Below are 25,798 nucleotides of genomic sequence, written 5' to 3' on the forward strand. Positions count from 1 at the left end.
GGACCGGGGGTTTCCAACGACACGGCGGGTTTGCCGCCGAAAGAATGGCTTGGGCGGGCGGCGCTCAGGCTGCCTGCCCTCGCCTCTGATATAGGGACGACACGACCCGTTCGAACCCCGCCGCGAAGCGTTCGAGGTCTTCCGGGCGCGAATTCCAGCCGAAACTCACGCGCAACGCCCCCGCGGCGAGCGCAGGGCTCACGCCCATCGCCGCGAGCACGGGGGAACGGGCCACCTTGCCCGAGGCGCAGGCCGAGCCCGACGACACGGACAGGCCGGCGAGATCCAGGGCGATCAGCGCCGTGGAGGCCGCGAGGCCCGGCACGGCGAAGCTCAGGGTGTTGGGCAGGCGCGGCGCGCCCTCCCCGAACACCACCATGTCCGGAGCGATGGCCCGGAGCCGCCCTTCGAGCGCGTCGCGCAAGCCCGCGAGCCGCACCACCTCGGCTTCCAGGCTGGATCGAGCGATCGCCGCCGCCTCGCCCATGCCGACAATGCCCGAAAGATTCTCGGTGCCGCCGCGCAGGCGCGCCTCCTGGCCGCCCCCGCGCAGGAAGGCCGTCTCCAGGCTCACGCCGTCGGCCAGCACCATCGCGCCGACGCCCTTCGGCGCGGCGAATTTGTGGCCCGACAGGGTCAGGGCATCGAGGCCGAGGGCGGAAAAATCGAGCGGGATCTTTCCGACCGCCTGGACCGCGTCGCTGTGGACCAGAGCCCGTCCGTGAGCGCGAGCGAGCCGCACGATCTCGGCCAGCGGCTGCACCACCCCGGTCTCGTTGTTGGCGGCATGGACCGAGATCAGCACCGCCTCGTCGCGGCAGGCTTCGAGCCGGGCCGCGAGCAGGTCGAGCCGCAGCAGGCCGGCCCCATCCACCGGCAGCACCTCGACCGCGTCCGGTGCGAAGCGGTGGCCGGCGGCGACGCACGGATGCTCTGTGGCCGAGATCATCAGCCGGGTGGGGGCGGGGAGGCCCGCCTTCCGAAGCGCACCGGAGAGCACGGTGTTGGCGGCTTCCGTGCCGCCGCTGGTGAAGGTGATGCGCTCAAGCGTCGCGCCGAGCAGGGCGGCGAGTCCCGCCCGCGCCGTCTGCAGTGCATGGCGCGCGGCGCGGCCCTCTTGATGGATCGAGGAGGGATTGCCGGGCAATGCGAGCGCGCGCGCGACCGCAGACGCGACTTCCGGACGCACCGGAGAAGTCGCATTGTGATCGAGATAGCTGCGCGCGCCGGACATCATCCTGCCGTTTCGCTCCGTATCGTCCTGCCAGATCCTGATTTTCTTGATTTCGCCCCCCTCCCCCGTGCTAAGCCGCGCGAAACGCGCCGTGTGCTTCGCAGGTCGAGGCCCGACGAACTGTTTAGAATGATTCTAATGACCTAGAATTATTCTAAGAGCGCTTGTAGGTGGCGCGCGCAACGAGTCAAGCCGTGACCGGCTCAGCCTGCCTGCCTTCGCGCGGGCATCAGGGGTGAGGGTCGGATCATCTCGAGGACACCATGCCCGAAGTCATCTTTTCCGGCCCCGCCGGCCGCCTGGAAGGCCGCTACCAAGCCCCCAAGAAAAAGGGCGCACCGATCGCGATCGTGCTTCATCCGCACCCCCAGTTCGGGGGCACGATGAACAATCAAATCGTGTACAATCTTTTCTACACCTTCGCCAATCGCGGATTCGCAGCCCTGCGCTTCAATTTCCGTGGGGTCGGGCGCAGCCAGGGCGCCTTCGATCACGGCTCGGGTGAACTCTCCGACGCCGCGGCCGCCCTCGATTGGGTACAGTCGGTCAACCCGGAGGCGAAGTCCTGCTGGATCGCGGGCGTCTCGTTCGGCTCGTGGATCGGGATGCAGCTCCTAATGCGCCGCCCGGAGATCGAGGGCTTCATCTCGATCGCCGCCATGGCCAACCGCTACGACTTCACCTTCCTGGCGCCCTGCCCCTCCTCCGGCCTGTTCGTGCACGGCTCGGAGGATCGGGTGGCGCCGGCCCGCGAGGTGATCCCGGTGATCGAGAAGGTGAAGACCCAGAAGGGCGTCATCATCGAGCACCAGATGGTCGAGGGCGCCAACCACTTCTTCGACGGCCGGGTCGACGAACTGACCCAGACCGTCGACACCTATCTCGACAAGCGCCTCGGGGCGAAGACCGAGGCAGCGTGAGTCGCGTCAGCCCGCTGAGTCGATCAGCGGGCGATATTCATACGAGTTCGACCCGCAAATCCCGTCCGACCGCGCGAGCGGCGCGGACCAGGGATTCCAATGTCGCGGCGCCATTCGACGGATCAAGGAGCCGATCGACCTGAGCGCGGCTCGTCTGCATGAGCTCGGCCATCCGAACCTTGCTGATCTTCTGGCGCTTCATCTCCGATGCAATCTGCTCGGCGATGATGCTCTTGGCTGCTGCGGCCTTCACCTCCTCGGCAATGCCCTCGGCTTCGAGCCAGCTCTCGAAGCTTGATCCGATATGGGGGTTGTCCGCACTCATCTCGTCACTTCCTTCAAGCGCCGCCGTGCCAGTTCAAGCTCTGCCGCCGGCGTCCGCTGCGCCTTCTTGATGAAGGCATGCAGGGCAACCAACCGGCCTTCGTGGAACCCGAACAGCAGGCGCGCTTCGCGTCGGCTCGGCAAAGTCGAACGCACCTCGAACAATCCACCTGCCATCGGCCGGCAAACCGGCAAGCCGATCGGCCAACCCAGTTGAACGCGACGAACGTCGAAGCCGACAACGCGCTTGTCCTCCAGTGGCAATTCCCTCAACCACTCGCGGACCGGCTCGTGGCCTGCAGCGCTTCGATAGAAGACGAGAGGGATGGCCGCCGCGGCAGGCATCAGCAGAATGTACCGATAATGGTACACTTCACAAGAGCCGTCCTGCCGCTCAGGCCGCCCGCGCCACAGCCTCGCCCGCCGCGTGCACCACCGGCACGGCAGGCGCGCCCTCCCATTCCGAATGCGCCGGGATCGACTCGCCCTTCATGACGATGGTGAGCGGGCGCAGCCGCGCGTAGTCGCCGACATGGCTGTCGTAGAGGACGGTGGAGAAGGCGCCCACCGTGACGCCGCGCCCGACCACGACGCGGCCGACCTTCATGATGCGATCCTCGTAGAGGTGGGTCTGGAGCGCGGCCGAGCGGTTGATCGCCGCGAAGTCGCCGATCTCGACGCAGTCGAACTCGGTGATATCGGTCATCAGCAGGCAGGCGCCCTTGCCCACCTTCACACCGAACAGCCGCAGCATCCAGGGCAGGAACGGCGTGCCCATCAGGTGCTCCAGCAGCACCTTGCCGGCGAGCCCCCAATAGGCGACGGCGATCGCCTCGGTCCGCATCGCCCACCACGACCACATCGGCCGCATGCCGGGGCGGTAGCGTCCCATCAGGAGCCATTTGAGCGCGATGACGCTGCTCGTCTGGATCAGCGCGATGGCGAGGCTCACGAGCACGAAGGCAAGCGCCAGCCCGCCCCAATCCTCGGCGAGGATAGCGGGGTAGAACACCCAGTCGATCGCGCAGATGGCGAGCGAGATGTAGAGCATCGGCGAGAACGAGGTGGCGAAGGCCTCGAACAGGCCGCGCCGCAGCTTGGCCCACACGCTCGGCTCGAAGGTCTGGGCGTTGGAGCCGAGATCGACCTTCTGGCGCACCGGCAGGCGGATCGGCGGCGAGCCGAACCAAGTCTCGCCCGGCCCCATCTTGTCGTTGGCCGGCGGCTTCGACTTGATGCCGATCAGCACGTCGTCGGGGATGTGCGCGCCCGGCGGCAGCACGCCGTCATTGCCGACGAAGACGCGGGCGCCGGTCTCTACGGGATGGAGATGCATCCAGCCGCGGCGGATCTCCTCCTCGCCGACCACCACCTCGTCGGCGATGAAGTTGTTGGCGCCGACCGCGACGAGGTCGTGGCGCGAGCCGAGATTGGTCGAGATCTCGGCGCCCCTTCCCATCCGTGCGCCCATCAGCCGGTACCACGCCCGCATGTAGACGGTGGCGAACAGCGAGGAGAGCGTCTCCAGCGTCACCTCGGAGGCGAGCGCCACCAGCCATTTGCGCAGGTAGAAGCCCGACCAGATCGAGAAGGTGCCGTGCGTGACCCGCGGCAGCACCGCCCAGCGGATGGCGGCGATGAGCAGCACCGTGCCCGCCGTCATCAGCATGGCGGTGGGCCAGGTCAGCAGCGGCAGGTAGGCGTGGTAATCGACGTCGGTGAGTTCCGAGAGGTTATCCGAGATCTGGTCGAAGAGGTAGAAGGCCGGGAAGATCGGCAGCAGGCCGACCGCCGGCACCGCCGCGAGCAGGAAGGCGTAGACCGCCCCGAAGGCCGCCCGGCGGGCGGGCGAGGCGGTGGCCGGCTCGGGCAGCGCGGAAAAATCGACGGTGCCGACCCGGCGGCCGGGCGAGCCGTCCCAGGCCTCGGCCGGGCCGACCTCGGTGCCCGCGGGCACGGTGGTGAGGTCGGCGATCTCGGCATGGTCGCCGATCACCGTGCCGGGGCCGATCACGCAGGAGGTGCCGATGGCGACATCCTCGCCGATCTCGACGGAGCCGATGACGAGTTCGTTGCCGACGACCTCCGCGTTGGCGATCACCAGCCGCCCGCCGAGCGACGCGCCGCGGCCGATGGTGAGCAGATCGGGTGCGCCGACATCGAGGTCGGAGATCAGCACGTCGTCGCCGATCCGCGCGCCGAGCAGGCGCAGATAGGTGACGATGACGGGGGAGCCCTGGAGCCACTTGATGTGCACCAGCGGCGTCAGGCGCTGCGCCAGCCACCAGCGGTAATAATAGACGCCCCAGAGCGGATAGCGGCCGGGCTTCGTTCGCCCGAGGATCAGCCATTTGGCGGCGATCGCGATCGCCGCGGTGACGGCGTTGATGCCGATATAGACCAGCAGGAGAACGCCCAGTTCGCCCCAGAAGCCGAGCCCGCCGCCGGTGAGCAGCAGGTAGGTGACGAAGATGCCGAGCCATTGCGCGGTGGCCAGCGCGATGACGAAGGGCAGCGTGATCGCCTGCGCCAGCCCGCACAGCGCCCGGCGTAGCAGCGGCGGCGGAGCAAAGCTCAGGTCGCGGATCGCGGTCTGGGCGCCGGCCCCACCCGTGCGCTCGATCAGACTCGCGGCCATCACCCGCAGGGTGCGGCCGTTATAGACGTCCTGCAGGGTGATGCCGGCGAGCGCCGGGGTCTCGCGCACCGCGCCGACGAAGCGGGCGGCAAGCAGCGAGTGGCCGCCGAGTTCGGAGAAGAAATCGGCCTCGAGCCCGATCGGACCGTCGCCGAACACCTTCTTGGCGGCGGCCAGAAGCGCGGCTTCGGTCTCGTTGTCGGGGGCCTCCTGCTCGCCGTCGGCCACCGCCACGGTCAGCGGCGCGATCCGCAGCGCCTTGCGATCGACCTTGCCGGAGGTGAGCCGCGGCAGGGTCTCGACCGCCTCGAAATGGCCGGGCACCATGTAGGGCGGCATCTGCGCCGCCAGATTCTTTCGCAGCGCCGCGCGGTCGAGGGCGGCATTCCGCTCGGGCACGAGGAAGGCGACGAGGCGGTCGACCTCGTCGTCGCGGCGCAGGACCACCGCCGCCTGATTGATCCCGTCCTGCGCCCGGATGCGCGCCTCGATCTCGCCGAGTTCCACGCGGAACCCGCGGATCTTGACCTGATCGTCGATGCGGCCGTGGAAGACGATGTCGCCCTCCGGCGTCATCGAGACCGCATCGCCCGAGCGGTAAAGCACCGGATCGGTCCCGTCGGACGGGTAGGGATTGGCGACGAACTTTTCCGCCGTCAGCTCGGGCCGCTTGAGGTAGCCCGCCGCGACGCCGGGGCCGCCGATCAGCAGCTCGCCTTGTTCGCCCGGCGCGAGGAGGTTCAGCGCCTCGTCCGCGACGTAGACCGAATAATTCGGGATCGGACCGCCGATGGTGACGGGCCGACCCGGCCGCATCTCGGCGGCGGTCGCCACCACGGTGGCTTCGGTCGGGCCGTAGGTGTTGAACAGGCGCCGCCGATCGGTCGCCCAGCGCGCCACCAGCGGCTCGGGCAGGGCCTCGCCGCCGAGCAGCACGAGCCGGACACTCGGCAGGTCGCCGGGTGATCATGGCGAGCAGGGTCGGCACCGTATCGAGCACGGTGATCCCGGCCTCCGCAATGATCGCGGGCAGGGATTCGACGTCGCCCATCATGGCCGGGCTCGCCACGAACAGGCAGGCGCCGACGAGATAGGGAACCCAGATCTCCTCCATCGAGAGATCGAAGGCGACGGAGGCGCCCTGGAACACCACGTCGTCGGCGGAGAGGCCGTAGACCGCGTTGCCCGAGCGCAGGAAGTGGCAGATGTTGGCGTGGCTGATGACGATGCCCTTCGGCACGCCGGTCGAGCCCGAGGTGTAGATCAGGTAGGCCGGGTGCGCGGGAGTGAGGCTGGCGGCCTCGAGATCGGGCGGTGATGCCCCCTGCCCCGCTGCCAGAACCTCGGCCGTCGTGAGCGCGGGCGTGCCCTCCGGCGCCTGAGGCTGCAGGGCCTCCGAGACGAGGAGCGCCTTGGCCTCGGCATCGTTCAGGCACACCGCAACCCGGTCGGCGGGCGCCTCGGCGTCGAAGGGCAGCCAGGCGGCGCCGGATTTCGTGATGCCGATCTGCGCGATCAGCAGTTCGGTGCCGCGGGCCATCCAGAGGCCGACGACGTCCCCCGGACCGATGCCGCGGGTGGACAGCCCGGCGGCGATGGCGTCGGAGCGGGCATCGACCTCCGCATAGGTCAGGACCGGACGGCGCCCGCCGGAGCCGGGCTCGGCGGCATCGATCAGGCAGGGCGCGTCGGCGCGCGCGGCGGCGCTCGCCCGGAACAGGTCGGCCAGGGTCTCCCGGCGGATCAGATCGGGCCGCGCGGCCCCCCGCAGGACGGCGCGGCCGCCGAGGCGCTCGCCCGGCCCTTCGTCGTGCCGTCCCACCTCGGCGAGACCGCTCATCCGATGCTCTGCTGCCGATTCCACGTGCTGCCCATTCCCGGATCGGTCGAATCCCGCGCCGACGCTGGCGGCGCGCGATCCCGCGCCCCATGCTCGGCACCCTTGGCGGTTTTGCGACAGGATCGCGCCATACGGATGATTGTGGTCGAGAGACCCGCCCGGATGTCCCGCACGCGTTCCATATACGGGATGGGCGGCCAGGAAACCGGTCTTCCCGAACAGCCCGGACCTGCAATGCCGCCCGGCTCAACCGGTGACGAGGTGCAGGGCCCGGTCGGCCGGCGCGATCCGCACCTGCCGGCCCCAGCCGAAGCCCAGAAAGTCCTGCTCAATGCCGTCGGCGAAGATCACGCCGCCCTCGTTCATCCGCGAGGTGACGACCAGCGGCGCATCGGTGAGCTTGCCGGCGCGCAGCCGGGTCGCGGTGGCGACGCTGGGGAACGGCTCGCGCACCCAGTAGCCCACCGCCCGCTCGTCGGGCCCGAGTGACAGGTCGAGCCGGGTCGCCTCACTGATCGAGCGGGCCCAGCCGGTCGCCCCGGTGCCGGAGGCGACGATAAGGCCGCTGGAGGAATGCTCCTCGGCCTCGCTTCCGGCCTCGATCCGGTAGCGCGCGGATTGGTGGCTGCGGTGGCCCACAAAAATCTCGTTGAGGGCGAACAGGCGCTCGGTGCCGTCGATCACCGCCTGGACCATGGTGCGCCGCTCGATTGCGGCGGCGCCGGCGACGCTCGCCGGCAGCAGCCGGGCCAGCCGCTCGACGGGGTTGCGCGCCAGCACGCCGTCATAGAGGTCCGGCGCCGGGTTCACCCCGATCACCGGCTGTTCGCCCAGATACTTGGCGACGTTGGCGATCAGCCCGTCCTGCCCGACGGCGACGACGACGTCGTCCCCGGCGAACAGGAAGCGGTCGAGGTCGGCCCGCCGCACCAGGGCCTGGCGCCACTCGCCCGGCACCGCGGCCCGCGCCTGTGCCAGCACCGCGTGGAAGCGCTCGTGGCGCGCCTCGACCACGGCGAGCCCCTGGCCGCGGCTCTCGAGGAAGAAGCGGGCCTGTCCCCGCGTGGCGTGCCGGGCGATCAGCAACTCGTAATCGGTCTCGCGGGTGACGAAGACCGCCCGGGGGGGTGAGCGCGGCCATGCCTCCCTCCCTCAGCGGGCCGGGAGGCTGGCCGGCCGGCGGACCTCGCCGAGCAGGGTGGCGAGGAGGTCCGGCGTGACGTTCACGTGCTCGATCGTGTCGAGCTTGCCCGCCAGCGCCTGGGCGGCCAGCCCGAGCAGGGTGCCCGGCGCCACGTCGCGGTAGATCGCGACGCGCGCCCGCTCGGCCTCGGCCCGCGCCCCCTCGACCATGCGGATGCGTTCGGCCTCGGCGCCGGCCTCGATTCCTTCCGCCTCCGCCCGCGCCTGCGCCCGGTTGCGGGCGTTCTGCGCTTCCTCGGCGATCAGCAGGCTCTCGCGCCGGGCCAGCTCGGTCTTGGTGGCGAGTTCGTTCTCGGCGATGGCGCGTTCCTTCTCCACCGCCAGCGCCCGGCGGGCGAAGGTGGCCTCGTCCGCCTTCTGCTGCAGCGCCTCGTAGGTCGGCGTCTGGAGCGCGCGCTCCAGTTCGCTCGACGGAGCGAGGTTGGTGAGCCGCACCGAGACCACCGCGACGCCAATCTCGGCCAGCGACGGATCGTTGGCGAGCGTCGCCTGCACCTGCCCGCGCAGGGCCTCCGGCCCGGCATCGAGCAGGGCGCGCACCGGCGCGGTTCCGAGGAATTGCAGCACACTCTGGTTGGCCAGCCCGGCGATGCGCGCCTCGATCCGCTCGACCGGCTCGCCCTGGAGCCGGCCGGTGCGCAGGTCGAGGGAGAAATCGACGCGGGCAGCGAGCCGCTCGGGATCGGCGACGTGCCAGCCGATGCTGCCCTGCACCGCGACCGCCTGGAAATCCGCGCTGCGGCCGCGGACGAACAGCGTCATCTCGCGGTCGTCCATCGGCAACTCGCTGATGCTCGCGGTCTCCGGCCGGAACCAGAAGACGAGGCCGCGCCCGCTCTGACGCGGGCGGCCGTTGCGGTAGCGGATGACGTAGTGGCTCGCCTCGCTCCTGAGCTGGGAGAGAACGCCGAAACGGCGGATCGTGGCCATGTCAGTCTCCTTGAGCGGAGGTTTGCCAAGAGGTTTGGGAAGAGGTTTGGCGAAGGCGGTACAGCTCGGCGGGGCGGTAGGAGGTGCCCGTCTCGAAGCGGCCGGTGGGGTCGAGCCAGCCGCGGTCGAGCATCCGGCGGCGGAAGGCGGGCTTGTTGAGGCCCGTGCCGAGGATCGCCTCGTGCACGTCCTGAAGCTGGCGCAGGGTGAACAGCTCGGGCAGCAGGGCGAAGCCGACCTCCGAATAGTCGAGCTTGCCCCGCAGACGCCGGATCGCCAGCGCGACGATCTCGGCGTGGTCGAAGGCGAGCGGCAAAGCCGCGCCGTCGGCCGCATGGACCGTCACGGATCCCTCCGCCGCGGGCGACGCCGCGACCGCGCCGGGAATCAGGGTCGGGGCCCGCATCCGCGCCTCGGCGAAGGCCGCCTCGGTCAGGAGCGCGAGATAGGCGACCGTGATGATGCGCATACGCGGATCGCGCTCCACCGCGCCGAAGGTGTAGAGCTGCTCCAGATGGGCCGGCGCCCCGCCCGCCTTCTCGCGCAGGACGCGCGCGGCGGCGTCATCCAACGCCTCGTCAATCCCGACGAAGCCGCCGGGCAGCGCATGGCGCCCCGCATGCGGGTGCCGGTCGCGCTTCAGCAGCAGGAGGGTCGGGCGACCGCCGGAAAGGCCCAGCAGCACCAGATCGACGGCCACGGCGGGCCGGGCGTAATCGGCGGGATCGTAGCGCGCCAGGAAGGCGGCCTCGGCTTGGCTCATGGGATCACGCCCGATCCATCTTATATTCGACTGGGATATTAGTTATTCGCGTATCGAATATATGTCAACACGGCGCGCGAACTCGGGCGCGCCGGCGCCGGCCCTGTCGATCTCTGGCCCTGTCGATCGTCGATGGCGCGCACCAGCATGCCTCGAACGCAGTAACGCGCTGCAACCAAGCGGCGGCTCGGACCGTTCTGTGGGTCCGCAACAAGCTCGAGCGCCTCAGGCGCCGACACAAGAAACGGAAAGCCCGCCACATGAAGACGAATTTCCTGCGCCTCACCGCCGCCACCGGCCTGCTGGCCCTGATGACCGGCCTCGCCGCGGCCCAGAACCCCGACCTGACCAAGAACCCGGAGAACACCGGCCGCGCCCCGAGCGCCACGGAAGCGACCAAGTCCAACAGCGACCTCAAGGAGTGGCAGGTCGCCAAGTCGGCCAAGGTCGGCCTCGCGCAGGCCATCGCTACCGCCGAGGGCAAGGCCGAAGGCGAGGAGAAGGGCGGCAAGGCGATCGACGCCGACTTCGAGAAGGCCGACAGCAAGAACCCGGCGCACTACTCGATCAAGGTCGTGTACCCGAGCGGCAAGCTCGTCGAGCACGGCGTCAACGCCGACACGGGCGATCTCTACAAGAGCGAGAACCAGCCGTTCGAGCGCTACTTCACCCGGCTGAAGGCGAGCGACTTTCAGAACGCTAAGGTCTCGCTGAAGGACGCGATCAAGCTCGCCGAGCAGAAGAGCCCCGGCAGCAAGGCCTACGAGGCCGAGGTCGAGCGCGAGGGCAATGCGGTCGAGTACGAGATCAAGCTGGCGCTCACCGACCGCGAGCAGGAGGTCAAGGTCAGCCCGGACGGCACGGTGAAGAACGACTGATCCCGCTTTAGCCCCCTCCTCCCGAGGAGACTTTCTAGCGGCGATCCCGAAAGGTCGTCCGGGAACCGCGCGGAACCCGGACGGCCCGCCGCCGACGCGCCGTCTCGGGAGGGGCAGGACCCGGATGGCCACCCCGGTGGAGCGTCCCGACCTTCGTGACCGCCGGCATCCGGGAACGGGTGCCGGCGTATACTTTCATAGGCGGTGCGCCAGATGGCGCTGTCGCGCCTTAGCCGCGCATGACCGGCCAAACCGGCCCCTTCGGCGTCCGGGATGCGGCGCTGCCTTCTTGTTTGGAGCGTCGTCCCGAAAGCCGGTAACCGCTTCGTCGGAATGCGGTCTAACGGGCCTCGTGGCCCTTGCCGCTGGCGCCGGGTGAGGAACCGGAGCCGGCATCGTTGGCGCCCGTGCTGTTGGCCGTGCCGGAGCGGCTCTTGTCACCCGAAGTCGGGCCGCTTCCGGCTGCCCCGGGGGACGCCCCCGAACCGGCATCGTTCGGCCCCGTGCTGTCGGCCGTGCCGGAGCGGCTGGTGCCGGAAGCCCCCGTGCCTTCGGCGGCGAAGGCCGCGGGCGCGAGCAGGAGGGTGCTGGCGAGGGCGAAGGTCAGAGCCTTCATGGCGGATCTCCCTGTTTGTTGAGGTGATGGGCCCTGGGAGAACCGGCGCTCCGGGACGCTGTTCCGCCCTGCCCGCTTCGCCCCACCTCATCGCATCGCGGCGCATCGCTCGATCATGGCTCGGGATCATGCGCCTCCGAAGCCGTCCGGAGCACCCATCCCCCGCCCCTTCCAAGATCGCGCCCTTGTGATGGATGAAACAGGAACGGCGGCGCGCGAGAAATCTTGAGCGGCGGATCGGCGGCGATGCACAGACCGTCGGGGCTTGGTCTCGGAGAGGCCATGCGCGATCCTGCTCCAAGCCGGAGCGACCCGCAGCGGTGCCCCGCCGCTCCGAATCCCGTGATCCTCCCCGACAGAAGGAAGCCCGACGCCGATGGGCGCGCTGATCCCGAACCCGAACGCGGCGACCTGGGGTATCGCCGCGCTGGCGACGCTCGGCGTGATCCTGCGCCCGTTCTCCTGGCCGGAGGCGATCTGGGCGGTGCTCGGCGCGGTGCTCCTCGTCCTCCTCGGCCTGATCCCCTGGCAGAATGCCCTGGAGGGCGCGGCCAAGGGCACCGACGTCTACCTCTTCCTCGTCGGGATGATGCTGCTCTCCGAGATCGCCCGAAAGCAGGGCCTGTTCGATTGGCTCGCCGCCCACGCGGTGCGGGCCGCGAAGGGGTCGCCGACGCGGCTGTTCTCGCTCGTCTACGTCGTCGGCACGGTGGTCACGGTCTTCCTCTCGAACGATGCCTGCGCGGTGGTGCTGACGCCCGCCGTCTTCGCCGCGACGCGGGCCGCCGGGGTGAAGCAGCCCCTGCCCTACCTGTTCGTCTGCGCCTTCATCGCCAACGCGGCGAGCTTCGTGCTGCCGATCTCGAACCCGGCCAACCTCGTCGTCTTCGCCGAGCACATGCCGCCGCTCGGCCGGTGGCTGGCGACCTTCACCCTGCCCTCCCTCCTCGCCATCGTCGCGACCTATCTCGTCCTGCGCCTGACCCAGAACGCGCGGCTGAAGGCCGAGACGGTCGCGACCGACGTCGCGATCCCGAGGCTCGGGCTCGGCGGCACGATCGCGGCTGGGGGCATCGTCGCCACCGGCGCGGCCCTGATCGGCGCCTCGGCCGCCGGGATCGAACTCGGCCTGCCGACCTTCATCGCCGGGCTCGCCACCACCCTCGTCGTGCTCGCGATCAATCGGGGCGGGCTGGTCGCGGTCGCTCGGGACGTCTCCTGGGGCGTGCTGCCGCTGGTCGCCGGGCTCTTCGTCCTCGTCGAGTCCCTAGAGAAGACCGGCCTGCTCGCAAGGCTCGCCGACCTCCTGGGCCGCGCCGTGCAGGGCGATCCCGCCGCGACGGCCTGGGCCGGCGGCGCGCTCGTCGCGTTCGGATCGAACCTCGTGAATAACCTGCCGGCGGGCCTCCTGGCGGGCGCCGCGGTGCAGGCCGCCCATGTGCCGGAGACGGTGGCGGGGGCGATCCTGATCGGCGTCGATCTCGGGCCGAACCTCTCGGTCACGGGCTCGCTCGCCACGATCCTCTGGCTCACCGCGATCCGCCGCGAGGGCCAAAACGTCTCCGCCTGGGCGTTCCTGAAGCTCGGCGCCCTGGTCATGCCCCCGGCGCTGGCGCTGGCCCTCGCGGCCCTGATCCTCGCCTGATCCCATAATCCTCGCCGATCTGGAGGCCGACCCGCGTGAGTGCCGCCCTGCTCTATCCCTTCATCATCGTGGCGGGCGCGCTCCAGGCGCTCGGCAACTCCATGAACGCGCAGTTGCGCGGGCACCTCGTCAACCCTTTCCTCGCTGCGGCGGTCTCCTTCCTGCCGATCGTCTTCGTCTTCGCGACGCTGTTCCTCGTGATGACGACGCCGCTGCCCAGCCTCGACTCGCTGGCGGCGATGCCGTGGTACGCGCCGCTCGGCGGGGTGGCTGGTGCCGTGGCGGTGTTCGGCGGCCTCGCCTTCGTCGACAAGGTCGGCGCCGGCCCCTTCAACGGCCTGACGCTGACGGCCAACATCCTGACCTCGCTGGCGATGGATTCGCTCGGCCTGTTCGGGCTGCAAGGCGGTGGGTTCAAGCCGATGCCCTGGCTCGGCGGCCTGCTCATGGCGATCGGCGTAACGTTCATCGCCCGCGTCACGCCCGACAAAGGTGCCGGGCAAGGCGCCGGGCAAGACGAGACCGAAAACACCGGCCACGGCCTCAACCCGCGGCTGCTCTATCCCTTCATCGTCGTCGCGGGCGCCCTGCAGGCGATCGGCGTGGTCTGGAACGCGCAGTTGCGCGGAGCCCTGATCAACCCGTGGCTCGCGGCCCTGGTCTCGTTCCTGCCGGTGGTGTTCGTCTTCGTGCTGGTCTTCCTGCTGCGGCCCAAGCCGCTGCCGCAGCGGGCCGACATCGAGGGGGTGCGCTGGTGGATGCCGCTGGCCGGCCTCACCGGCGCCGTGGCCGTGTTCGCCGGCCTGCTCTTCGTCGACAAGGTCGGCGCGGGCGCCTTCAACGGCCTCCTGATCACCGCCAACCTGCTGACCTCGGTGGCGCTCGACCATTTCGGCTGGGTCGGCATGAAGCGGGTGCGGGCCGGCGCCTCGCGGCTGGGCGGGGCCGCCCTGATGGTGGCCGGCATCGTCCTCATCTCGCTGTTCTGACAGCCGGGCCAGAGGCCGGTGCCGCCGCACGCGGCGCCACCCGACGGCCGGAGCGCCTCACGGGCAGAGCCGGGGGCGGCCTGTCGGCGTCAATGCGCGAGGATCCTCGACAGAAACTGCTGGGCGCGCTCGCTGCGGGGCCGGTCGAAGAAGGCGTCCTTCGCCACGTCCTCGACGATCTCGCCGCGATCCATGAACACCACCCGGTCGGCCACCTTGCGGGCGAAGCCCATCTCGTGGGTCACGACCATCATGGTCATGCCGTCGCGGGCCAGTTCCACCATGACGTCGAGCACCTCGCCGACCATCTCGGGATCGAGCGCCGAGGTCGGCTCGTCGAACAGCATCACCACCGGGTCCATGGCGAGCGCCCGGGCGATCGCCACCCGCTGCTGCTGCCCGCCCGAGAGCTGGCCCGGATGTTTGTGTGCATGCGCCGAGAGGCCGACGCGGGCGAGCAGGTCGAGGCCGCGCTGGGTCGCTTCTGCCTTCGAACGCCCGAGCACCTTGCGCGGGGCGAGCGTCAGGTTGTCGAGGACGCTCAGATGCGGGAACAGCTCGAAATGCTGGAACACCATGCCGACCCGCGCGCGCAGCCGCGGCAGATTGGTGGCCTTGTCCCGCACCCGCGTGCCATCGACGGTGATCTGCCCCTCCTGGAACGGCTCCAGAGCGTTGACGCATTTCAGCAGCGTCGACTTGCCCGAGCCCGAGGGGCCGCACACCACCACCACCTCGCCGCGCGTCACCGCGGTGGAGCAGCCGGACAGGACCTGGACCTCGCCGTACCACTTCGACACCGCCTCGATAGCGATCATCGTCCCGCCCGCGGCGGGCGGCTGCGGCGATGTCAGCGGCGCGGTCATCGGCCCACCCTCATCCTGATTATCCCTCACCGGGCGATCGCCGTGCGGGCCTGGAGCCGGCGCACCAGCAGCGAGGCTGCGAAGCAGACGGCGAAGTAGACCAGCGCGGCGAACAGGTACATCTCCACCAGCCGCCCGTCGCGCTGCGCCACCTTGGAGGCGGCGCCGAGGAAATCGGTCAGCGAGAGCACGTAGACGAGCGAGGTGTCCTGAAAGAGCACGATCGTCTGCGTCAGCAGCAGCGGCACCATGTTGCGGAACGCCTGCGGCAGCACCACGAGCCGCATGACCTGCGCGTAGCTCATGCCGAGCGCCCGGGCCGCCGCGCTCTGGCCCTTCGGGATCGACTGGATGCCGGCCCGCACGATCTCGGAGAAGTAGGCCGCCTCGAACAGGGTGAAGGTGACGAGCGCGCTGGCAAACGCCCCGACCTGGATCGGCGTGTCGGCGCCGATCGCCCAGGCGCCGAGATAGGGCACGAGGAAGTAGAACCAGAAGATCACCAGCACGAGCGGCAGGGACCGCATCAGCTCGACATAGAACTTGGCCGCGTGCGTCAGACCCGGCACGCCCGAGAGCCGCAGCAGCGCCAGCCCGGTGCCGAGCACGATGCCGCCGCTCGCCGCGAGCGCGGTGAGCGTCAGCGTGAACACCATCCCCTCGCCGAACAGGTAGGGCAGCGAATTGGCGACGACGGAGAGGTCGAAATGCCCGAACATCAGCGCCCTCCCGGCACGGCCACGCGCCGCTCCAGCAGGGTCGCGCCCGCGATCACCACGAGGCTGAGGGCGACGTAGAGCAGAGTCGCCGCGGTGAAGGCCTCGAACACCTGGAACGAGAATTCCTGCATCGAGCGCGCCCGGGCCGTGAGTTCGAGCAGGCCGATGGTCAGCGCGACGGAGGTGTTCTTGAGGTTGTTCAGGAATTCCGAGGTGAGCGGCGGCAGGATGATCCGGTAGGCGTTGGGCAGAAGCACGGCGCGGTAGGTCTGCGCCCAGGTGAGGCCCAGCGCGAGGCCCGCCTGCGCCTGCCCCCGCGGCAGGGCGCGGATGCCGGCCCGCACCTGCTCGGCCACCCGAGCGGCCGTGAAGAAGCCCAGGCACAGAACCGCCGTGTAGAACGGCGCGTCCGGCATCTGCTTGACGGCCGCGCCGAGACGCGCCGGCAGGAGTTCCGGCAGCACGAAGTACCAGAGGAACATCTGCACCAGCAGCGGCACGTTGCGGAACCCCTCGACATAGGCCGCGCCGATGGCGTTGGCGGTCCGTGAGGGCAGCGTGCGCATCACGCCGACCACCGAGCCGAGGGTGAAGGCGATGGCCCACGAGCAGAGGGCGGTGACCACCGTCCAGGCCAGCCCGGAGAGCAGCATGTCGGCATAGGTGCCGGCGCCCTCGGGGGACGGCTCCAGGAAGATGCCCCAGTTCCAGGTGTAGTTCATCGCAGTTCGCCCAACCGCATCCGCGCCGGCCCGGTCAGTAGGCCGCCGGGTCAGGGCTGTCGCTGGGGTTGGCCAAGGCCTTCCGCATCGCCTCGCTCATCGGGAGCTTCAGGTTGATGCCCCGCGGCGGGATGGCTTGCGTGAACCACTTCTCGTAGAGCGCCGTCCCCTCCGGGCTCTTGTAGAGGGCGGCGGTGGCGGCATCGACCACGGCCTTGAAGGCCGGGTCATCCTTGCGCAGCATGATGCCGTAGGGCTCGGGGCGCGATTGCGCCTCCGAGGAGATCGCGTAGGCGTCGGGCGTCTTCGATCCGGCGACGAGGGCGGCGAGCAGCACGTCGTCCGTCACGAAGGCGTCGGCGCGGCCGGTCTCGACCATCAGGAAGGCCTCGGCATGGTCCTTGGCCGGCAGGATCCGCATGCCGAGGCCACGGGCGGTGTTGATCTCGTTGATCTGGCGGATGTTGGTGGTGCCCGAGGTCGAGACCACGGTGCGGCCCTTGAGGTCGTCGGTCTTGTCGAGCCCCTTGTCCCGCTTGGCGACGAAGCGTGTCGCGGTGAGGAAGTGGGTGTTGGTGAAGGCCGCCTGCCGCTGCCGGTCGGCGTTATTGGTGGTCGAGCCGCATTCGAGGTCGATCGTTCCGTTGGCGATCAGCGGGATGCGGGTGGCGGAGGTGACGGGGTTGAGCCGCACCTCCAGCGTGTCGAGCTTCAGATGCGCTTTGACCGCGTCGGCGACCTTGAGACAGATCTCGAAGGCGTAGCCCACCGGCTTCTGATTGCCGTCGAGATAGGAGAACGGCACCGAGGCGTCGCGATAGCCGATGGTGATGGAGCCCATGTCCTTCACCTTCTTGAGGGTTCCGCTCAACTCCTGCGCGCCGACCGGTGCCGTGGCCGCCGAAATCGCGAGGGCGGCGAGGAAAAGCGCATGACTCAGGTGCATACGGCGGACCTTTTTCTGACGACGACCGCCTCGTTGCAGCCGGGACGAACCGCGGAACGGGCACGCGATTTGAAACGCATAGTGATGCTGAGAGAAGCGCTTGTCATCCGATCCGGACAAGCTCGCTGAGGCAAAGCCCATACCATCAGTGCGAAGCGCCACGCCCCCAGGGCCCGCCGGCGGGTGCATCCGGGGCGGACCATCAGAAGTCGCGCTGGACACGGATGCGGATCTGCGTCGTGTCGTAGTGCTTCTCGGTATAGGCCGGCAGGCCGTTCACGGTGACGGGGCGGGTCGCGTCGGCGTCGCGCCCGCCGAGCAGGCCGGTGCCGATATAGGTTCCCTCGATGCCGATATCGAGATCCTTGACCGGCGACCAGATCAGGCTCGCGCCGGCGATGATCTGGTAGTTGTCGCGCAGGATCGGGTTGGATGCGAAGGCCGCGCCGGTCGGCGGCGCGGAGGAGCCGACGAGGACGTTGACGAGACTGAACGCCTCGCGGGTGCCGCGCCGAAACCCGACCTCGCCATAGCTCCCGAAGACGGCGGAGCGCCATTCGGGCGCCCAGTAATGCAGGAGGGAGGCGGTCGCCGTGAAGCTCTTCGACAGGTCGATCCGGCCGGTCAGCGGGTTGATCACTGCGTCGGCCAGGGCCTGTACGAAGGGGCCGCCCTGCACCGGGGTGAGCTGGCCGCTATAGTTGCCGGTGAAGTACGAGAAGCCGGTATAAATCAGCGCGCCCTCGCCGTAGGCGCCCTGCAGGTAGAGCCCGTCACCCGTGGCGATCCAGGGCAGGTTGAGCTTGAGGCCGCCCTGCACCGCCCAACCGTGATCGGTCTGTGATCCCGATGTGATGCCGCGGGTGGCGAGCAGGGCTGCGGCGGTGCCGGCACCCACCGGCCCCGTCGCGGAACCCGGCGCGGCGGTTAGAGTGGAGATGCCGGAATTGGCGATGAAGCCGCCGATATTGACGTCCTTGACGGCGGCCGAGAGCTGGACCGAGCCCCAGCCCGCATCGTAGCGCAGCGCCCCGACGAAGTCCGGCATGCGCGAGCGCTGCACCGCGTCGACGAAGACGGCCGTGCTGGCGGTACCGTTGGCATTGGTGCCGAGGATAACGGGGCTCGGAGCGGTGACGAAGACGTTGTTCACGCCGCTCTGGCCGGGGATGGTCCCGGTGGGGGCGGCCGAGGCGGCGTAGAACGGGTTCTTGCGGAGGTTCGGATCCTCCATCGACAGCGTCGCCGACCAGCCCTCCCCCATCTTGGGCGTGTAGGCCAGGAGGTTGGTGGAGGGCATGTCCGACCCCGCCGTCGAGCCGATCAGCTCGTAATCGTGGGCGTAGAAGTCGAAGAACGAGGAGGCGCGGCCCGCTGTCAGCCCGGCGAATTGAACGAAGGCCTTGTCGGCCACGACATAGTTCTGGACCCGGCCGAGCGCGTCCTGGCCAGTCGCCGGAAAGGCGTTGCCGATGCGTTGCTGCGTGCCCGACGCCATGGTCACGCCGGTACGGCTCGCGGCCTCCACGCGCAGGAAAGCGCGCAGGGTCCCGTAGCCGGTCTGGGTGCGCGCATCGACGTTCATGCGCATCAGCCCACGGTACTGCGACAGGTCGCCCGCACTGTTGGTGCGGTTCTGGACCGGGATGTACCCGGCCTCGAAGCGGGCGCGGCCCGAAACGCGCAGGCAGGTGTCGGTACCGGGGATATAGAAGAAGCCTGCACCGCTCGCGCTGCAGACCCGGACGAACTCGATCGGGACCGCCTTCCTGACGGGCAGATCAGCCGCCCGGGCGGCGTCGACGGCCATCACGGCCGTGACCGCGATCGCGGCTCCCGCCAGACCTGTGGTTGCAAACCGCCCCATCCACCGGACCTCCGCCATCAGCCCCGCCCCCTCACGGCGCCGAGTCGCCCGCCATGCCGCTGCCAGAGGAGACATGACGACGGCCGAGGGCACGACTTGCATAACGTTTGTGCAGACTGCGCAGACATGGCCCATCTTCAGGCCATCTTGTAGAAGCAGGAATCAATACTGAAATACTAGAACCCTGTAGTTGACCCGTCACGCACAATCGCACGTTGCCGCAGATCGGCGCCTGCCTGTGACTTTTCAGCCGCACACCGCCCCTCGACGCGGCCGGTCGGGATGAAACGGAGGATCCGATCGTGGCGAGGGGGCAGCCCGGCGCAGGGGAGCCGGATCGTGCGATCGCGCGGGCTCAGCCGAGACGCGCCCCTGCACGGAGGAGTTGAGAGGCCTGCCTCGCCGGACGAGCCAAGAAGAAGATTTGATTTAATCCCGAAAAATCAGGTCATCACGAGGTTTCGTCCGGGCCGTTGCAGGTCGGGGGACAAAGGATGAAGGCATTTCAGTGACTGAAATACGCAGTTCAACTCCCTGATTTCGCTCCGTTTTGGCCCCGTGCCGCCATGTGGAAAACCCGTCGACGCAAGAGCGGCGGATTCACGGCTCCGCCGACAAAATGCATCGATCAAAGCAGGGGTCCTTGCACTGGTATACCAGTCTAGGCGATCTCTAGCCGGCCCCGAGCGAACTCTGCGAAAGAACAGGAGCGGTGTGGTGAAGCGGTCGGTTCTCTGCGCGTCGTTACTTGCCGGCGCCTCCATTCCCCTCTTCATCGGTCCGGTGCTGGCCCAGAGCGGCCCCTTTGCCGGCCCCCTGGAAACACGGCCCGTCACGGCCACGGAGGCCGCGACCGCCACGATGCAGACGGGGATCGCCGCGTCCCGCAAGAAGCAGGACGGCCCCTACTTCGCGGCCCAGCCGTCCAAGCCGCCGAACTTCCTCTACAAGGGGTTCGGCGAACCGGAGAACTGGCGCATCAGCGGCTCGTTCCGGCCGCGGGTGGAGGGCATCGCCAACCAGTTCCGCCCGGTGCCGACCTTCGCGGCCAACGACATCCTGAACTCGTACCTCACCACCCTGCATGTGGAGTACGGGATCAAGGGACCGGTGCGCGTCGGCGTCGAGCTGTTCGACAGCCGCGGCTACTTCCAGCAGCGCAACTCGTCCGCCTTCACCACGGAGATCAACGCCCTCGAACCGGGCCAGGCCTATCTCAACTTCGACACCGGCGATCTCGGTGACAACGGCTCGAAGAGCAGCCTCACGGTCGGTCGCTTCACCAAGAACATCGGCTCGCGCCGCCTCGTCTCGCGCCAGCAGTTCCGCAACACCATCAACGCCTATACCGGCGTGACCTTCGACTGGCAGGGCGTGGGCAAGGACAAGTTCACGGCGCTGTGGGTGATGCCGCACACGCGGCTGCCCGACGACGTCAACGGCATCCTCGACAACGGCATCGAGTTCGACCGCGAGAGCCTGAACCTGCAGCTCTTCGGCGCCTCCTATACCTTCGCCAACATCTTCGGCGGCACGTTCGAGCTCTACGGCTACGGACTCTACGAGCAGGATTCGGGCACCGGCCTGCGCTCGGTCCAGACCCGCGACCGGCGCCTGTTCACCCCCGGCCTGCGACTCGCCCGCGCGCCGCGGGTCGGCGAATTCGACTACGATTTCGAGGGGATCTACCAGACCGGCCTCGCCCGCGAGACCGCCGCGGCCGCCGACCAGCGCGACCTCACCGTCTCGGCCTACTTCGTCCACGCCGAGGTCGGCTACACCCTCGACCACGAGTGGAAGCCGAGGCTGTCGCTGCACTACGACCATGCCAGCGGCGACCGGGCCAATGACGGCAAGTTCAGCCGCTTCGACACCCTGTTCGGCGCCCGCCGCTTCGAGTACGGCCCGACCGGCCTTTACGGCCCGGTGCAGCGCGCCAACCTGATCTCGCCTTCGATCCGCGCCGAGATCACCCCGAGCCCGGTCTGGGACGCCTTCATCGCCTACCGCCCGCTCTGGCTGGAGAGCGCCACCGACACCTTCGCCGCGACCCTGATCCGCGACCGCACCGGCCGCTCGGGTACCTTCGCCGGCCACCAGATCGAGGGGCGCCTGCGCTACTGGATCATCCCCAACGAGATGATCCTCGATACGGGCCTCGCCTATCTCGCCAAGGGCGACTTCCTGCGCAACGCCCCCAACGCGCCCGATACCGGCGACACCTTCTACGGCTATCTCAACACGACGCTGTTCTTCTGATCCTCTGCCGGCCTCGCTGCACCCGCGCATAAGCTGACGATGCGGGGATGCTGACACATCAACCGGACGGCGAACGGTTGACAGCCCGGCACGCGGAGACCTGAACACCGACCCGACGGTCACCGGCCGCTGACATCGTGGATTCGGCCGGATCGTCCGACGCATCGGGGGAGACTTCCGTGGCGAAGACGGCATCCGACACCAAGGCCAAGCACGCCGCCAAGGATGCGGCCGGAGGCCAGGGTGAGGTCAAGAAGTCCAAGGCGGCGGCCGGGAAGGCCAAGGGCACGGGCGGCAAAGGCGGCACCGGAAAGAAGGCGGCCAGGGCCGAGATGAAGGCCGCGGCCATCGCGGCGGCCGAGAAGGCCGCCCGCCCGGACGCGCTCGGGACGGCGGCAAGTGCCACGGCAGCAAGGGCCACGGCGGAGAATCCGCCCCAGGAGGAAGATCTCGCCGTCGCCACCGTGCGCAAGGTGGCGATGGAAGGGGCGAAGACCCGTTCGGAACACGACCTGCTCGGGGACGGCGAGGTGCCGGCCGATGCGCTGTGGGGCATCCACACCAAGCGGGCGGTGGCGAACTTCCCGATCACCGGCGTGTCGGTGGGCCATTACCCGGAGCTGGTGCGGGCGCTCGCCCTGGTGAAACAGGCCGCGGCGCGGTCCAACCACCGGCTCGGCTACCTGCCGAAGGGGAAGGCGAAGATCATCGAGGAGGCCTGCCACCCTCGTCGCGACCGATCCGACTTACGCCGAATCCTTCGTGGTCGATGCGATCCAGGGCGGGGCTGGCACCTCGACCAACATGAACGCCAACGAGGTGATCGCCAATGTCGGCCTGAGGCTGATGGGCAAGGCGCCGGGCGACTACGCCGCGCTGCATCCCAACGACGACGTCAACATGGCGCAATCGACCAACGACGCCTACCCGACGGCCCTGCGGCTCGCGGTGATCTTCGCCACGCAACCGCTGGTCAAGGCGCTCGACGACCTCGCCTACGCCTTCAAGAGCAAGGCGGTGGAGTTCGCCGACGTGCTCAAGATGGGCCGCACCCAGCTCCAGGACGCGGTGCCGATGACGCTCGGCCAGGAGTTCGACGGCTTCCACGCCACGATCAAGGAGGATGTGGCGCGATTGACCGAGATCGTCGGCCTGTTCCGCGAGGTGAATCTCGGCGCCACCGCGATCGGCACCGGGATCAACGCCGACCCGCGCTACGCCGCGCTGGCTGTGGAGGAGCTGTCGCGGCTCTCGGGCCAGCCGATGGTGCTGGCCTCGAACCTGATCGAGGCGACCTCGGATCTCGGCGCCTTCGTGCTGTTCTCCGGCGTCCTGAAGCGCGTTGCGGTCAAGCTGTCCAAGATCTGCAACGATCTGCGCCTGCTCTCGTCCGGTCCCCGCACCGGCTTCGGCGAGATCCGGCTGCCGGCGGTGCAGGCGGGCTCCTCGATCATGCCGGGCAAGGTCAACCCGGTGATCCCGGAAGTGGTCAACCAAGTCGCCTACATGGTGATCGGCCACGATCTCACGGTGACGCTCTGCGCCGAGGGCGGCCAGCTCCAGCTCAACGCCTTCGAGCCGACCATCGGCTACTGCGTGCTGAGCTCCCTACGGATGCTGACGGCCGCCATCGACACCCTGACCAAGCGCTGCATCGATGGCATCGAGGCGGACCGCGAGCGCTGCCGCAGCCTCGTCCAGGGCTCGATCGGCCTCGTCACGGCGCTCGCGCCGACGCTGGGCTACGAGGCCAGTTCCCGCATCGCCCGCCGCGCGCTGAAGGAGAACCGCGCGGTGGCGGATCTGGTGCTGGAGGAGGGCCTCCTCACCGAGGCCCAGCTCAACGGACTGCTCGAACTGGAAGCCATGACCCACCCGACCCGGCGGCAGAAGGCCGGGACGGTCGTGTGAGTCTCTGGGGGTGAGCCTTGCGGCGGTCAGGGGATGACCCGCTCCGCCCGCAGCCGCGCGAACAGGTCGAAGAATGCGTCGTCCGAGGGCTGGTAATCGAGGAAGCCGAGGCGCCGGCTCTTGCTCATGTCGGTCACGACCTCGATCGGCCGGCCGAGATCGGCATCGGTGTGCCACGCCGAGGCCAGGCGGTTCAGGTCGGGCTCGATCAGGCCGTGGCGCTCCGCCAACTCGGCCCAGAGCGGGGCGGCGCCCGCCATCTGTGCTTCCAGCGGGTTCACCGCGCCGTCGAAGGGTGCGGGCTCGATGCCGAACCATTGGGCAAGCCGGCCCCACATCCATTGCCAGCGGAAGACGTCGCCGTTGACGACGTTGAAGGCCTCGTTATGCGCGGCCTCCGTCAGCGCCGCCCATTCGAGGTGGCGGGCGAGCAGCCGCGCGTCGGTCACGTCGGTGAGCCCGTTCCACTGCGCCGCCGAGCCGGGGAAGCGGAAGGGCCGTCCGGTCTCGCGGCAGAGCGTGGCGTAGACGGCCAGCGTCACGCCCATGTTCATGGCGTTGCCGAGCGCGTAGCCGACGATCGTGTGCGGGCGATGCACGCTCCACGAGAAGCCGTCGCGCGCGGCGGCCTCGAACACCGCATCCTCCTGCGCGTAGTAGAAGTTCTCGACGGGCAGGCGCGGCAGGTCCTCGCGAAACGGCGTCGGCGGCAGGCTGCCCTTCCCGTAGGACTCGAACGGCCCGAGATAGTGCTTGAGCCCCGTCACCAACGCCACGTGGCGCAGGCTGGCCGCCGGGCGGAGCGCGTCGAGAAGGTTGGCGACCATCGCGGCGTTGACGCGGATGTTCTCGGCTTCCGTCGGCTGGCGCAGCCAGGTGGTGAGGAAGACGTGGCTCGGCGCGTGGCCCTCCAGCGCCCGGGCGAGTGCGGCCGGGTCGAGCAGGTCGGCGGCGATCGGCGTGACCTCGGCGATCTCCGGCGGGCGCCGGGCGAGCCCCTCGACGCGCCAGCCCTGCGCCACGAGGTGCCGGGCGAGGTTGTTGCCGACGATACCGCCGACGCCCGCGATCAATGCCGTTCCCGCCATACCCAACTCCGGTCCCGTCCTCGGCCCCGTCACATCCGGTGCGGCGCCTCCTGGTCGGAAACCGGTCTCGGGGCGATCCGTTCGATCCCGAATCGAGGCCGCGTCCGGCATTCCCCCTAAACGGCGGTGGGTTCCAGGCTCTCCCGGCCGTCGAGCACCCGCACGGCACGCTCCCGGTCGAGGTCGCCCTCCCAGGCGGCGACGACGACGGTGGCGACGCAATTGCCGATCAGGTTGCCCAGCGACCGGGCGATGCCGACGAACCAATCGACCGAGAGCACCAGCACGAGGCCGATCGCAGGAATCGAGGGGACGGCGTTCAGGGTCGCGGCCAGGATCACGATGGCCGAGCCGGGCACGCCGTGGGCGCCCTTCGAGGTGACCAGCGAGACGCCGAGCACCAGCATCAGGTCGCTGAAGGAGAGCGGCGTGTTGGTCGCCTGCGCGATGAAGACGACGGCAAGCGTCAGGTAGATCGAGAAGGCATCGAGGTTGAAGGAATAGCCCGTGGGCACCACGAGGCCGACGGTGGAATCCTTCACCCCGAGATGCACGAGCTTGCGCATGATCTGCGGCAGCACCGCGTCGGAGGAGGAGGTGCCGAGCACGATGGTCAGCTCCTCGCGCAGATAGATCAGGAGCTTGACGAGGCTGAGGCCCGCGAGCCGCATCACCGCGCCGAGGATCACGAACACGAACAAAGCCACCGCGAGGTAGAACAGGGCTACGAGCGAGAGGAGCTGCGCCAGCGAGCCGATGCCGTAGCGTCCGACCGTGTAGGCGACGGCGCCGAACACCCCGAGCGGGGCCACCCGCACGATCAGCCCCATGGCCTTGAACAGCACCGTGGAGAGGGCGTCGATCAGGCCCGAGACCGCCCTGGCCTTCTCGCCGCCGACCAGGGCGAGGCTCACCCCGAACAGCACGGCGAAGAACAGCACCTGCAGCACGTCGTTGCGGGCGAACGCGTCGAAGGCGGTCTTAGGGATGATGGCGAGGAGGAAATGCGCGATGCCGCCGCCCTGCAGCTTCTGCGCGGAATCGGCGTAGCCGCCGAGGGCCCCGGCATCGAGGCTTGCGACATCGATGTTCATGCCGTGGCCCGGCCCGACGAGGTAGGCGAGCCCGAGCCCGAGCAGGAGGGCCAGGCTCGTCATCACCTCGAAATAGATCAGCGCCTTCACGCCGACCCGCCCGACCTTCCCGAGGTCGCCCGCCCCGGCAATGCCGTGCACGACGACGCAGAACACGATCGGCGCCACGATCATCGCGATCAGCCGGAGGAAGGCGTCGCTCAGGATCTTCAGCTCCCCGGCGAAGCCGGGCGCCAGAGCGCCGACGAGGATGCCGGCCAGGAGCCCGGCGATCACCTGCACGAACAGAGACTTGTGGAGCGGCGCCCGCTCGGTCGGCAGGGTGGCGGCATGGCTCATCGGGCGG

General features: G+C 69.2%; 21 protein-coding genes and 2 pseudogenes. 6 read left to right on the top strand and 17 right to left on the bottom strand.

Features of this window, described 5'->3' with window-relative positions:
- Positions 1–64 precede the first annotated feature (64 nt).
- Positions 65–1,237 carry a cysteine desulfurase family protein gene (locus tag M2437_RS12930; RefSeq protein ID WP_253387631.1) on the bottom strand — a complete coding sequence of 391 codons (1,173 nt, stop codon included), beginning with the start codon at positions 1,235–1,237 and terminating at the stop codon, positions 65–67.
- A gap of 260 nt (positions 1,238–1,497) precedes the next feature.
- On the opposite strand from M2437_RS12930, the gene M2437_RS12935 reads away from it, so the two are divergent.
- A complete protein-coding gene (locus M2437_RS12935; RefSeq protein WP_004446355.1) occupies positions 1,498–2,154 on the top strand; it encodes an alpha/beta hydrolase in 657 nt (218 codons plus the stop codon).
- 37 nt (positions 2,155–2,191) lie between these two features.
- Here the strand turns inward: M2437_RS12935 and M2437_RS12940 are convergent, their stop codons facing one another.
- The 7 genes and pseudogenes from M2437_RS12940 to M2437_RS12970 form a co-directional block, all read right to left on the bottom strand.
- Positions 2,192–2,479, bottom strand: a complete 288-nt coding sequence (locus tag M2437_RS12940) for an XRE family transcriptional regulator (RefSeq protein WP_012255145.1) — start codon at positions 2,477–2,479, stop codon at positions 2,192–2,194.
- Positions 2,476–2,823, bottom strand: a complete 348-nt coding sequence (locus M2437_RS12945) for a type II toxin-antitoxin system RelE/ParE family toxin (protein ID WP_042509256.1) — start codon at positions 2,821–2,823, stop codon at positions 2,476–2,478. The genes M2437_RS12940 and M2437_RS12945 overlap by 4 nt, the downstream gene beginning before the upstream one ends.
- Positions 2,824–2,872: 49 nt before the next feature.
- On the bottom strand, positions 2,873–5,692 hold the full coding sequence (locus M2437_RS12950; RefSeq protein WP_499007170.1) for a Pls/PosA family non-ribosomal peptide synthetase: 2,820 nt from the start codon (positions 5,690–5,692) through the stop codon (positions 2,873–2,875).
- Between the two features lie 156 nt (positions 5,693–5,848).
- Positions 5,849–6,956: pseudogene (locus tag M2437_RS12955) on the bottom strand (AMP-binding protein); the annotation flags it as partial.
- A 246-nt stretch (positions 6,957–7,202) separates the two neighbouring features.
- A complete protein-coding gene (locus M2437_RS12960; RefSeq protein ID WP_499006776.1) occupies positions 7,203–8,042 on the bottom strand; it encodes an NAD(+)/NADH kinase in 840 nt (279 codons plus the stop codon).
- Between the two features lie 66 nt (positions 8,043–8,108).
- On the bottom strand, positions 8,109–9,089 hold the full coding sequence (locus tag M2437_RS12965) for an SPFH domain-containing protein (protein ID WP_076642234.1): 981 nt from the start codon (positions 9,087–9,089) through the stop codon (positions 8,109–8,111).
- Between the two features lies 1 nt (position 9,090).
- The gene (locus M2437_RS12970) at positions 9,091–9,852 is read right to left on the bottom strand and encodes an NUDIX hydrolase (RefSeq protein ID WP_253387634.1); all 762 of its coding nucleotides are present in this window, start codon (positions 9,850–9,852) and stop codon (positions 9,091–9,093) included.
- Positions 9,853–10,112: 260 nt separating this feature from the next.
- Between M2437_RS12970 and M2437_RS12975 the strand changes: the two genes are divergently transcribed.
- Positions 10,113–10,730, top strand: coding sequence for a PepSY domain-containing protein (locus M2437_RS12975; RefSeq protein ID WP_015824133.1), 618 nt, complete (start codon positions 10,113–10,115; stop codon positions 10,728–10,730).
- 340 nt (positions 10,731–11,070) lie between these two features.
- On the opposite strand, the gene M2437_RS12980 is transcribed toward M2437_RS12975, so the two are convergent.
- Positions 11,071–11,346 (bottom strand): hypothetical protein, encoded by a 276-nt coding sequence (locus M2437_RS12980; RefSeq protein WP_004446348.1) that lies wholly within the window; start codon positions 11,344–11,346, stop codon positions 11,071–11,073.
- A gap of 376 nt (positions 11,347–11,722) precedes the next feature.
- On the opposite strand from M2437_RS12980, the gene M2437_RS12985 reads away from it, so the two are divergent.
- Both M2437_RS12985 and M2437_RS12990 read left to right on the top strand, forming a co-directional pair.
- Positions 11,723–12,991: an arsenic transporter gene (locus M2437_RS12985; RefSeq protein WP_253387635.1), complete on the top strand. Its 1,269-nt coding sequence runs from the start codon at positions 11,723–11,725 to the stop codon at positions 12,989–12,991.
- A 35-nt stretch (positions 12,992–13,026) separates the two neighbouring features.
- On the top strand, positions 13,027–13,980 hold the full coding sequence (locus tag M2437_RS12990) for a DMT family transporter (RefSeq protein ID WP_253387636.1): 954 nt from the start codon (positions 13,027–13,029) through the stop codon (positions 13,978–13,980).
- Positions 13,981–14,069: 89 nt separating this feature from the next.
- On the opposite strand, the gene M2437_RS12995 is transcribed toward M2437_RS12990, so the two are convergent.
- From M2437_RS12995 to M2437_RS13015, 5 genes are all read right to left on the bottom strand, one after another.
- The gene (locus M2437_RS12995; protein WP_050983422.1) at positions 14,070–14,798 is read right to left on the bottom strand and encodes an amino acid ABC transporter ATP-binding protein; all 729 of its coding nucleotides are present in this window, start codon (positions 14,796–14,798) and stop codon (positions 14,070–14,072) included.
- 74 nt (positions 14,799–14,872) lie between these two features.
- Positions 14,873–15,565 (bottom strand): amino acid ABC transporter permease, encoded by a 693-nt coding sequence (locus M2437_RS13000; protein WP_004446344.1) that lies wholly within the window; start codon positions 15,563–15,565, stop codon positions 14,873–14,875.
- Positions 15,565–16,287 carry an amino acid ABC transporter permease gene (locus M2437_RS13005; protein ID WP_253387637.1) on the bottom strand — a complete coding sequence of 241 codons (723 nt, stop codon included), beginning with the start codon at positions 16,285–16,287 and terminating at the stop codon, positions 15,565–15,567. Before M2437_RS13005 ends, M2437_RS13000 begins: the two co-directional genes overlap by 1 nt.
- Before the next feature lie 34 nt (positions 16,288–16,321).
- Positions 16,322–17,233: an amino acid ABC transporter substrate-binding protein gene (locus M2437_RS13010; protein WP_253387638.1), complete on the bottom strand. Its 912-nt coding sequence runs from the start codon at positions 17,231–17,233 to the stop codon at positions 16,322–16,324.
- A gap of 202 nt (positions 17,234–17,435) precedes the next feature.
- Entirely contained in the window at positions 17,436–19,100 is a 1,665-nt protein-coding gene (locus M2437_RS13015) for a porin (protein WP_253387639.1), read from the bottom strand.
- 717 nt (positions 19,101–19,817) lie between these two features.
- Between M2437_RS13015 and M2437_RS13020 the strand changes: the two genes are divergently transcribed.
- Positions 19,818–21,359, top strand: coding sequence for an alginate export family protein (locus tag M2437_RS13020; protein WP_253387640.1), 1,542 nt, complete (start codon positions 19,818–19,820; stop codon positions 21,357–21,359).
- 58 nt (positions 21,360–21,417) lie between these two features.
- Here M2437_RS13020 and M2437_RS13025 read toward each other — a convergent pair whose 3' ends face one another.
- Positions 21,418–21,780, bottom strand: a complete 363-nt coding sequence (locus M2437_RS13025) for a hypothetical protein (RefSeq protein ID WP_499007199.1) — start codon at positions 21,778–21,780, stop codon at positions 21,418–21,420.
- Between M2437_RS13025 and M2437_RS13030 the strand changes: the two are divergent.
- Positions 21,692–23,270, top strand: a pseudogene (locus tag M2437_RS13030) (aspartate ammonia-lyase). The gene M2437_RS13025 and the pseudogene M2437_RS13030 sit on opposite strands and share 89 nt — an antisense overlap.
- Before the next feature lie 26 nt (positions 23,271–23,296).
- On the opposite strand, the gene M2437_RS13035 reads toward M2437_RS13030, so the two are convergent.
- Both M2437_RS13035 and M2437_RS13040 read right to left on the bottom strand, forming a co-directional pair.
- Positions 23,297–24,358: an SDR family oxidoreductase gene (locus M2437_RS13035; RefSeq protein WP_253387642.1), complete on the bottom strand. Its 1,062-nt coding sequence runs from the start codon at positions 24,356–24,358 to the stop codon at positions 23,297–23,299.
- Between the two features lie 116 nt (positions 24,359–24,474).
- Positions 24,475–25,791, bottom strand: a complete 1,317-nt coding sequence (locus M2437_RS13040; RefSeq protein ID WP_253387643.1) for a dicarboxylate/amino acid:cation symporter — start codon at positions 25,789–25,791, stop codon at positions 24,475–24,477.
- Positions 25,792–25,798 lie beyond the last annotated feature (7 nt).

It is taken from the genome of Methylorubrum pseudosasae, from assembly GCF_029504475.1.
Taxonomy (GTDB): Bacteria; Pseudomonadota; Alphaproteobacteria; order Rhizobiales; family Beijerinckiaceae; genus Methylobacterium; species Methylobacterium extorquens.

Coding starts and splice junctions, on each gene's coding strand:
- M2437_RS12930 (WP_253387631.1), bottom strand. CDS start 1,237: ATGATGTCCGGCGCGCGCAGCTATCTCGATCACAATGCGACTTCTCCG.
- M2437_RS12935 (WP_004446355.1), top strand. CDS start 1,498: ATGCCCGAAGTCATCTTTTCCGGCCCCGCCGGCCGCCTGGAAGGCCGC.
- M2437_RS12940 (WP_012255145.1), bottom strand. CDS start 2,479: ATGAGTGCGGACAACCCCCATATCGGATCAAGCTTCGAGAGCTGGCTC.
- M2437_RS12945 (WP_042509256.1), bottom strand. CDS start 2,823: ATGCCTGCCGCGGCGGCCATCCCTCTCGTCTTCTATCGAAGCGCTGCA.
- M2437_RS12950 (WP_499007170.1), bottom strand. CDS start 5,692: ATGACGCCGGAGGGCGACATCGTCTTCCACGGCCGCATCGACGATCAG.
- M2437_RS12965 (WP_076642234.1), bottom strand. CDS start 9,089: ATGGCCACGATCCGCCGTTTCGGCGTTCTCTCCCAGCTCAGGAGCGAG.
- M2437_RS12970 (WP_253387634.1), bottom strand. CDS start 9,852: ATGAGCCAAGCCGAGGCCGCCTTCCTGGCGCGCTACGATCCCGCCGAT.
- M2437_RS12975 (WP_015824133.1), top strand. CDS start 10,113: ATGAAGACGAATTTCCTGCGCCTCACCGCCGCCACCGGCCTGCTGGCC.
- M2437_RS12980 (WP_004446348.1), bottom strand. CDS start 11,346: ATGAAGGCTCTGACCTTCGCCCTCGCCAGCACCCTCCTGCTCGCGCCC.
- M2437_RS12985 (WP_253387635.1), top strand. CDS start 11,723: ATGGGCGCGCTGATCCCGAACCCGAACGCGGCGACCTGGGGTATCGCC.
- M2437_RS12995 (WP_050983422.1), bottom strand. CDS start 14,798: ATGATCGCTATCGAGGCGGTGTCGAAGTGGTACGGCGAGGTCCAGGTC.
- M2437_RS13000 (WP_004446344.1), bottom strand. CDS start 15,565: ATGTTCGGGCATTTCGACCTCTCCGTCGTCGCCAATTCGCTGCCCTAC.
- M2437_RS13005 (WP_253387637.1), bottom strand. CDS start 16,287: ATGAACTACACCTGGAACTGGGGCATCTTCCTGGAGCCGTCCCCCGAG.
- M2437_RS13010 (WP_253387638.1), bottom strand. CDS start 17,233: ATGCACCTGAGTCATGCGCTTTTCCTCGCCGCCCTCGCGATTTCGGCG.
- M2437_RS13015 (WP_253387639.1), bottom strand. CDS start 19,100: ATGGGGCGGTTTGCAACCACAGGTCTGGCGGGAGCCGCGATCGCGGTC.
- M2437_RS13035 (WP_253387642.1), bottom strand. CDS start 24,358: ATGGCGGGAACGGCATTGATCGCGGGCGTCGGCGGTATCGTCGGCAAC.
- M2437_RS13040 (WP_253387643.1), bottom strand. CDS start 25,791: ATGAGCCATGCCGCCACCCTGCCGACCGAGCGGGCGCCGCTCCACAAG.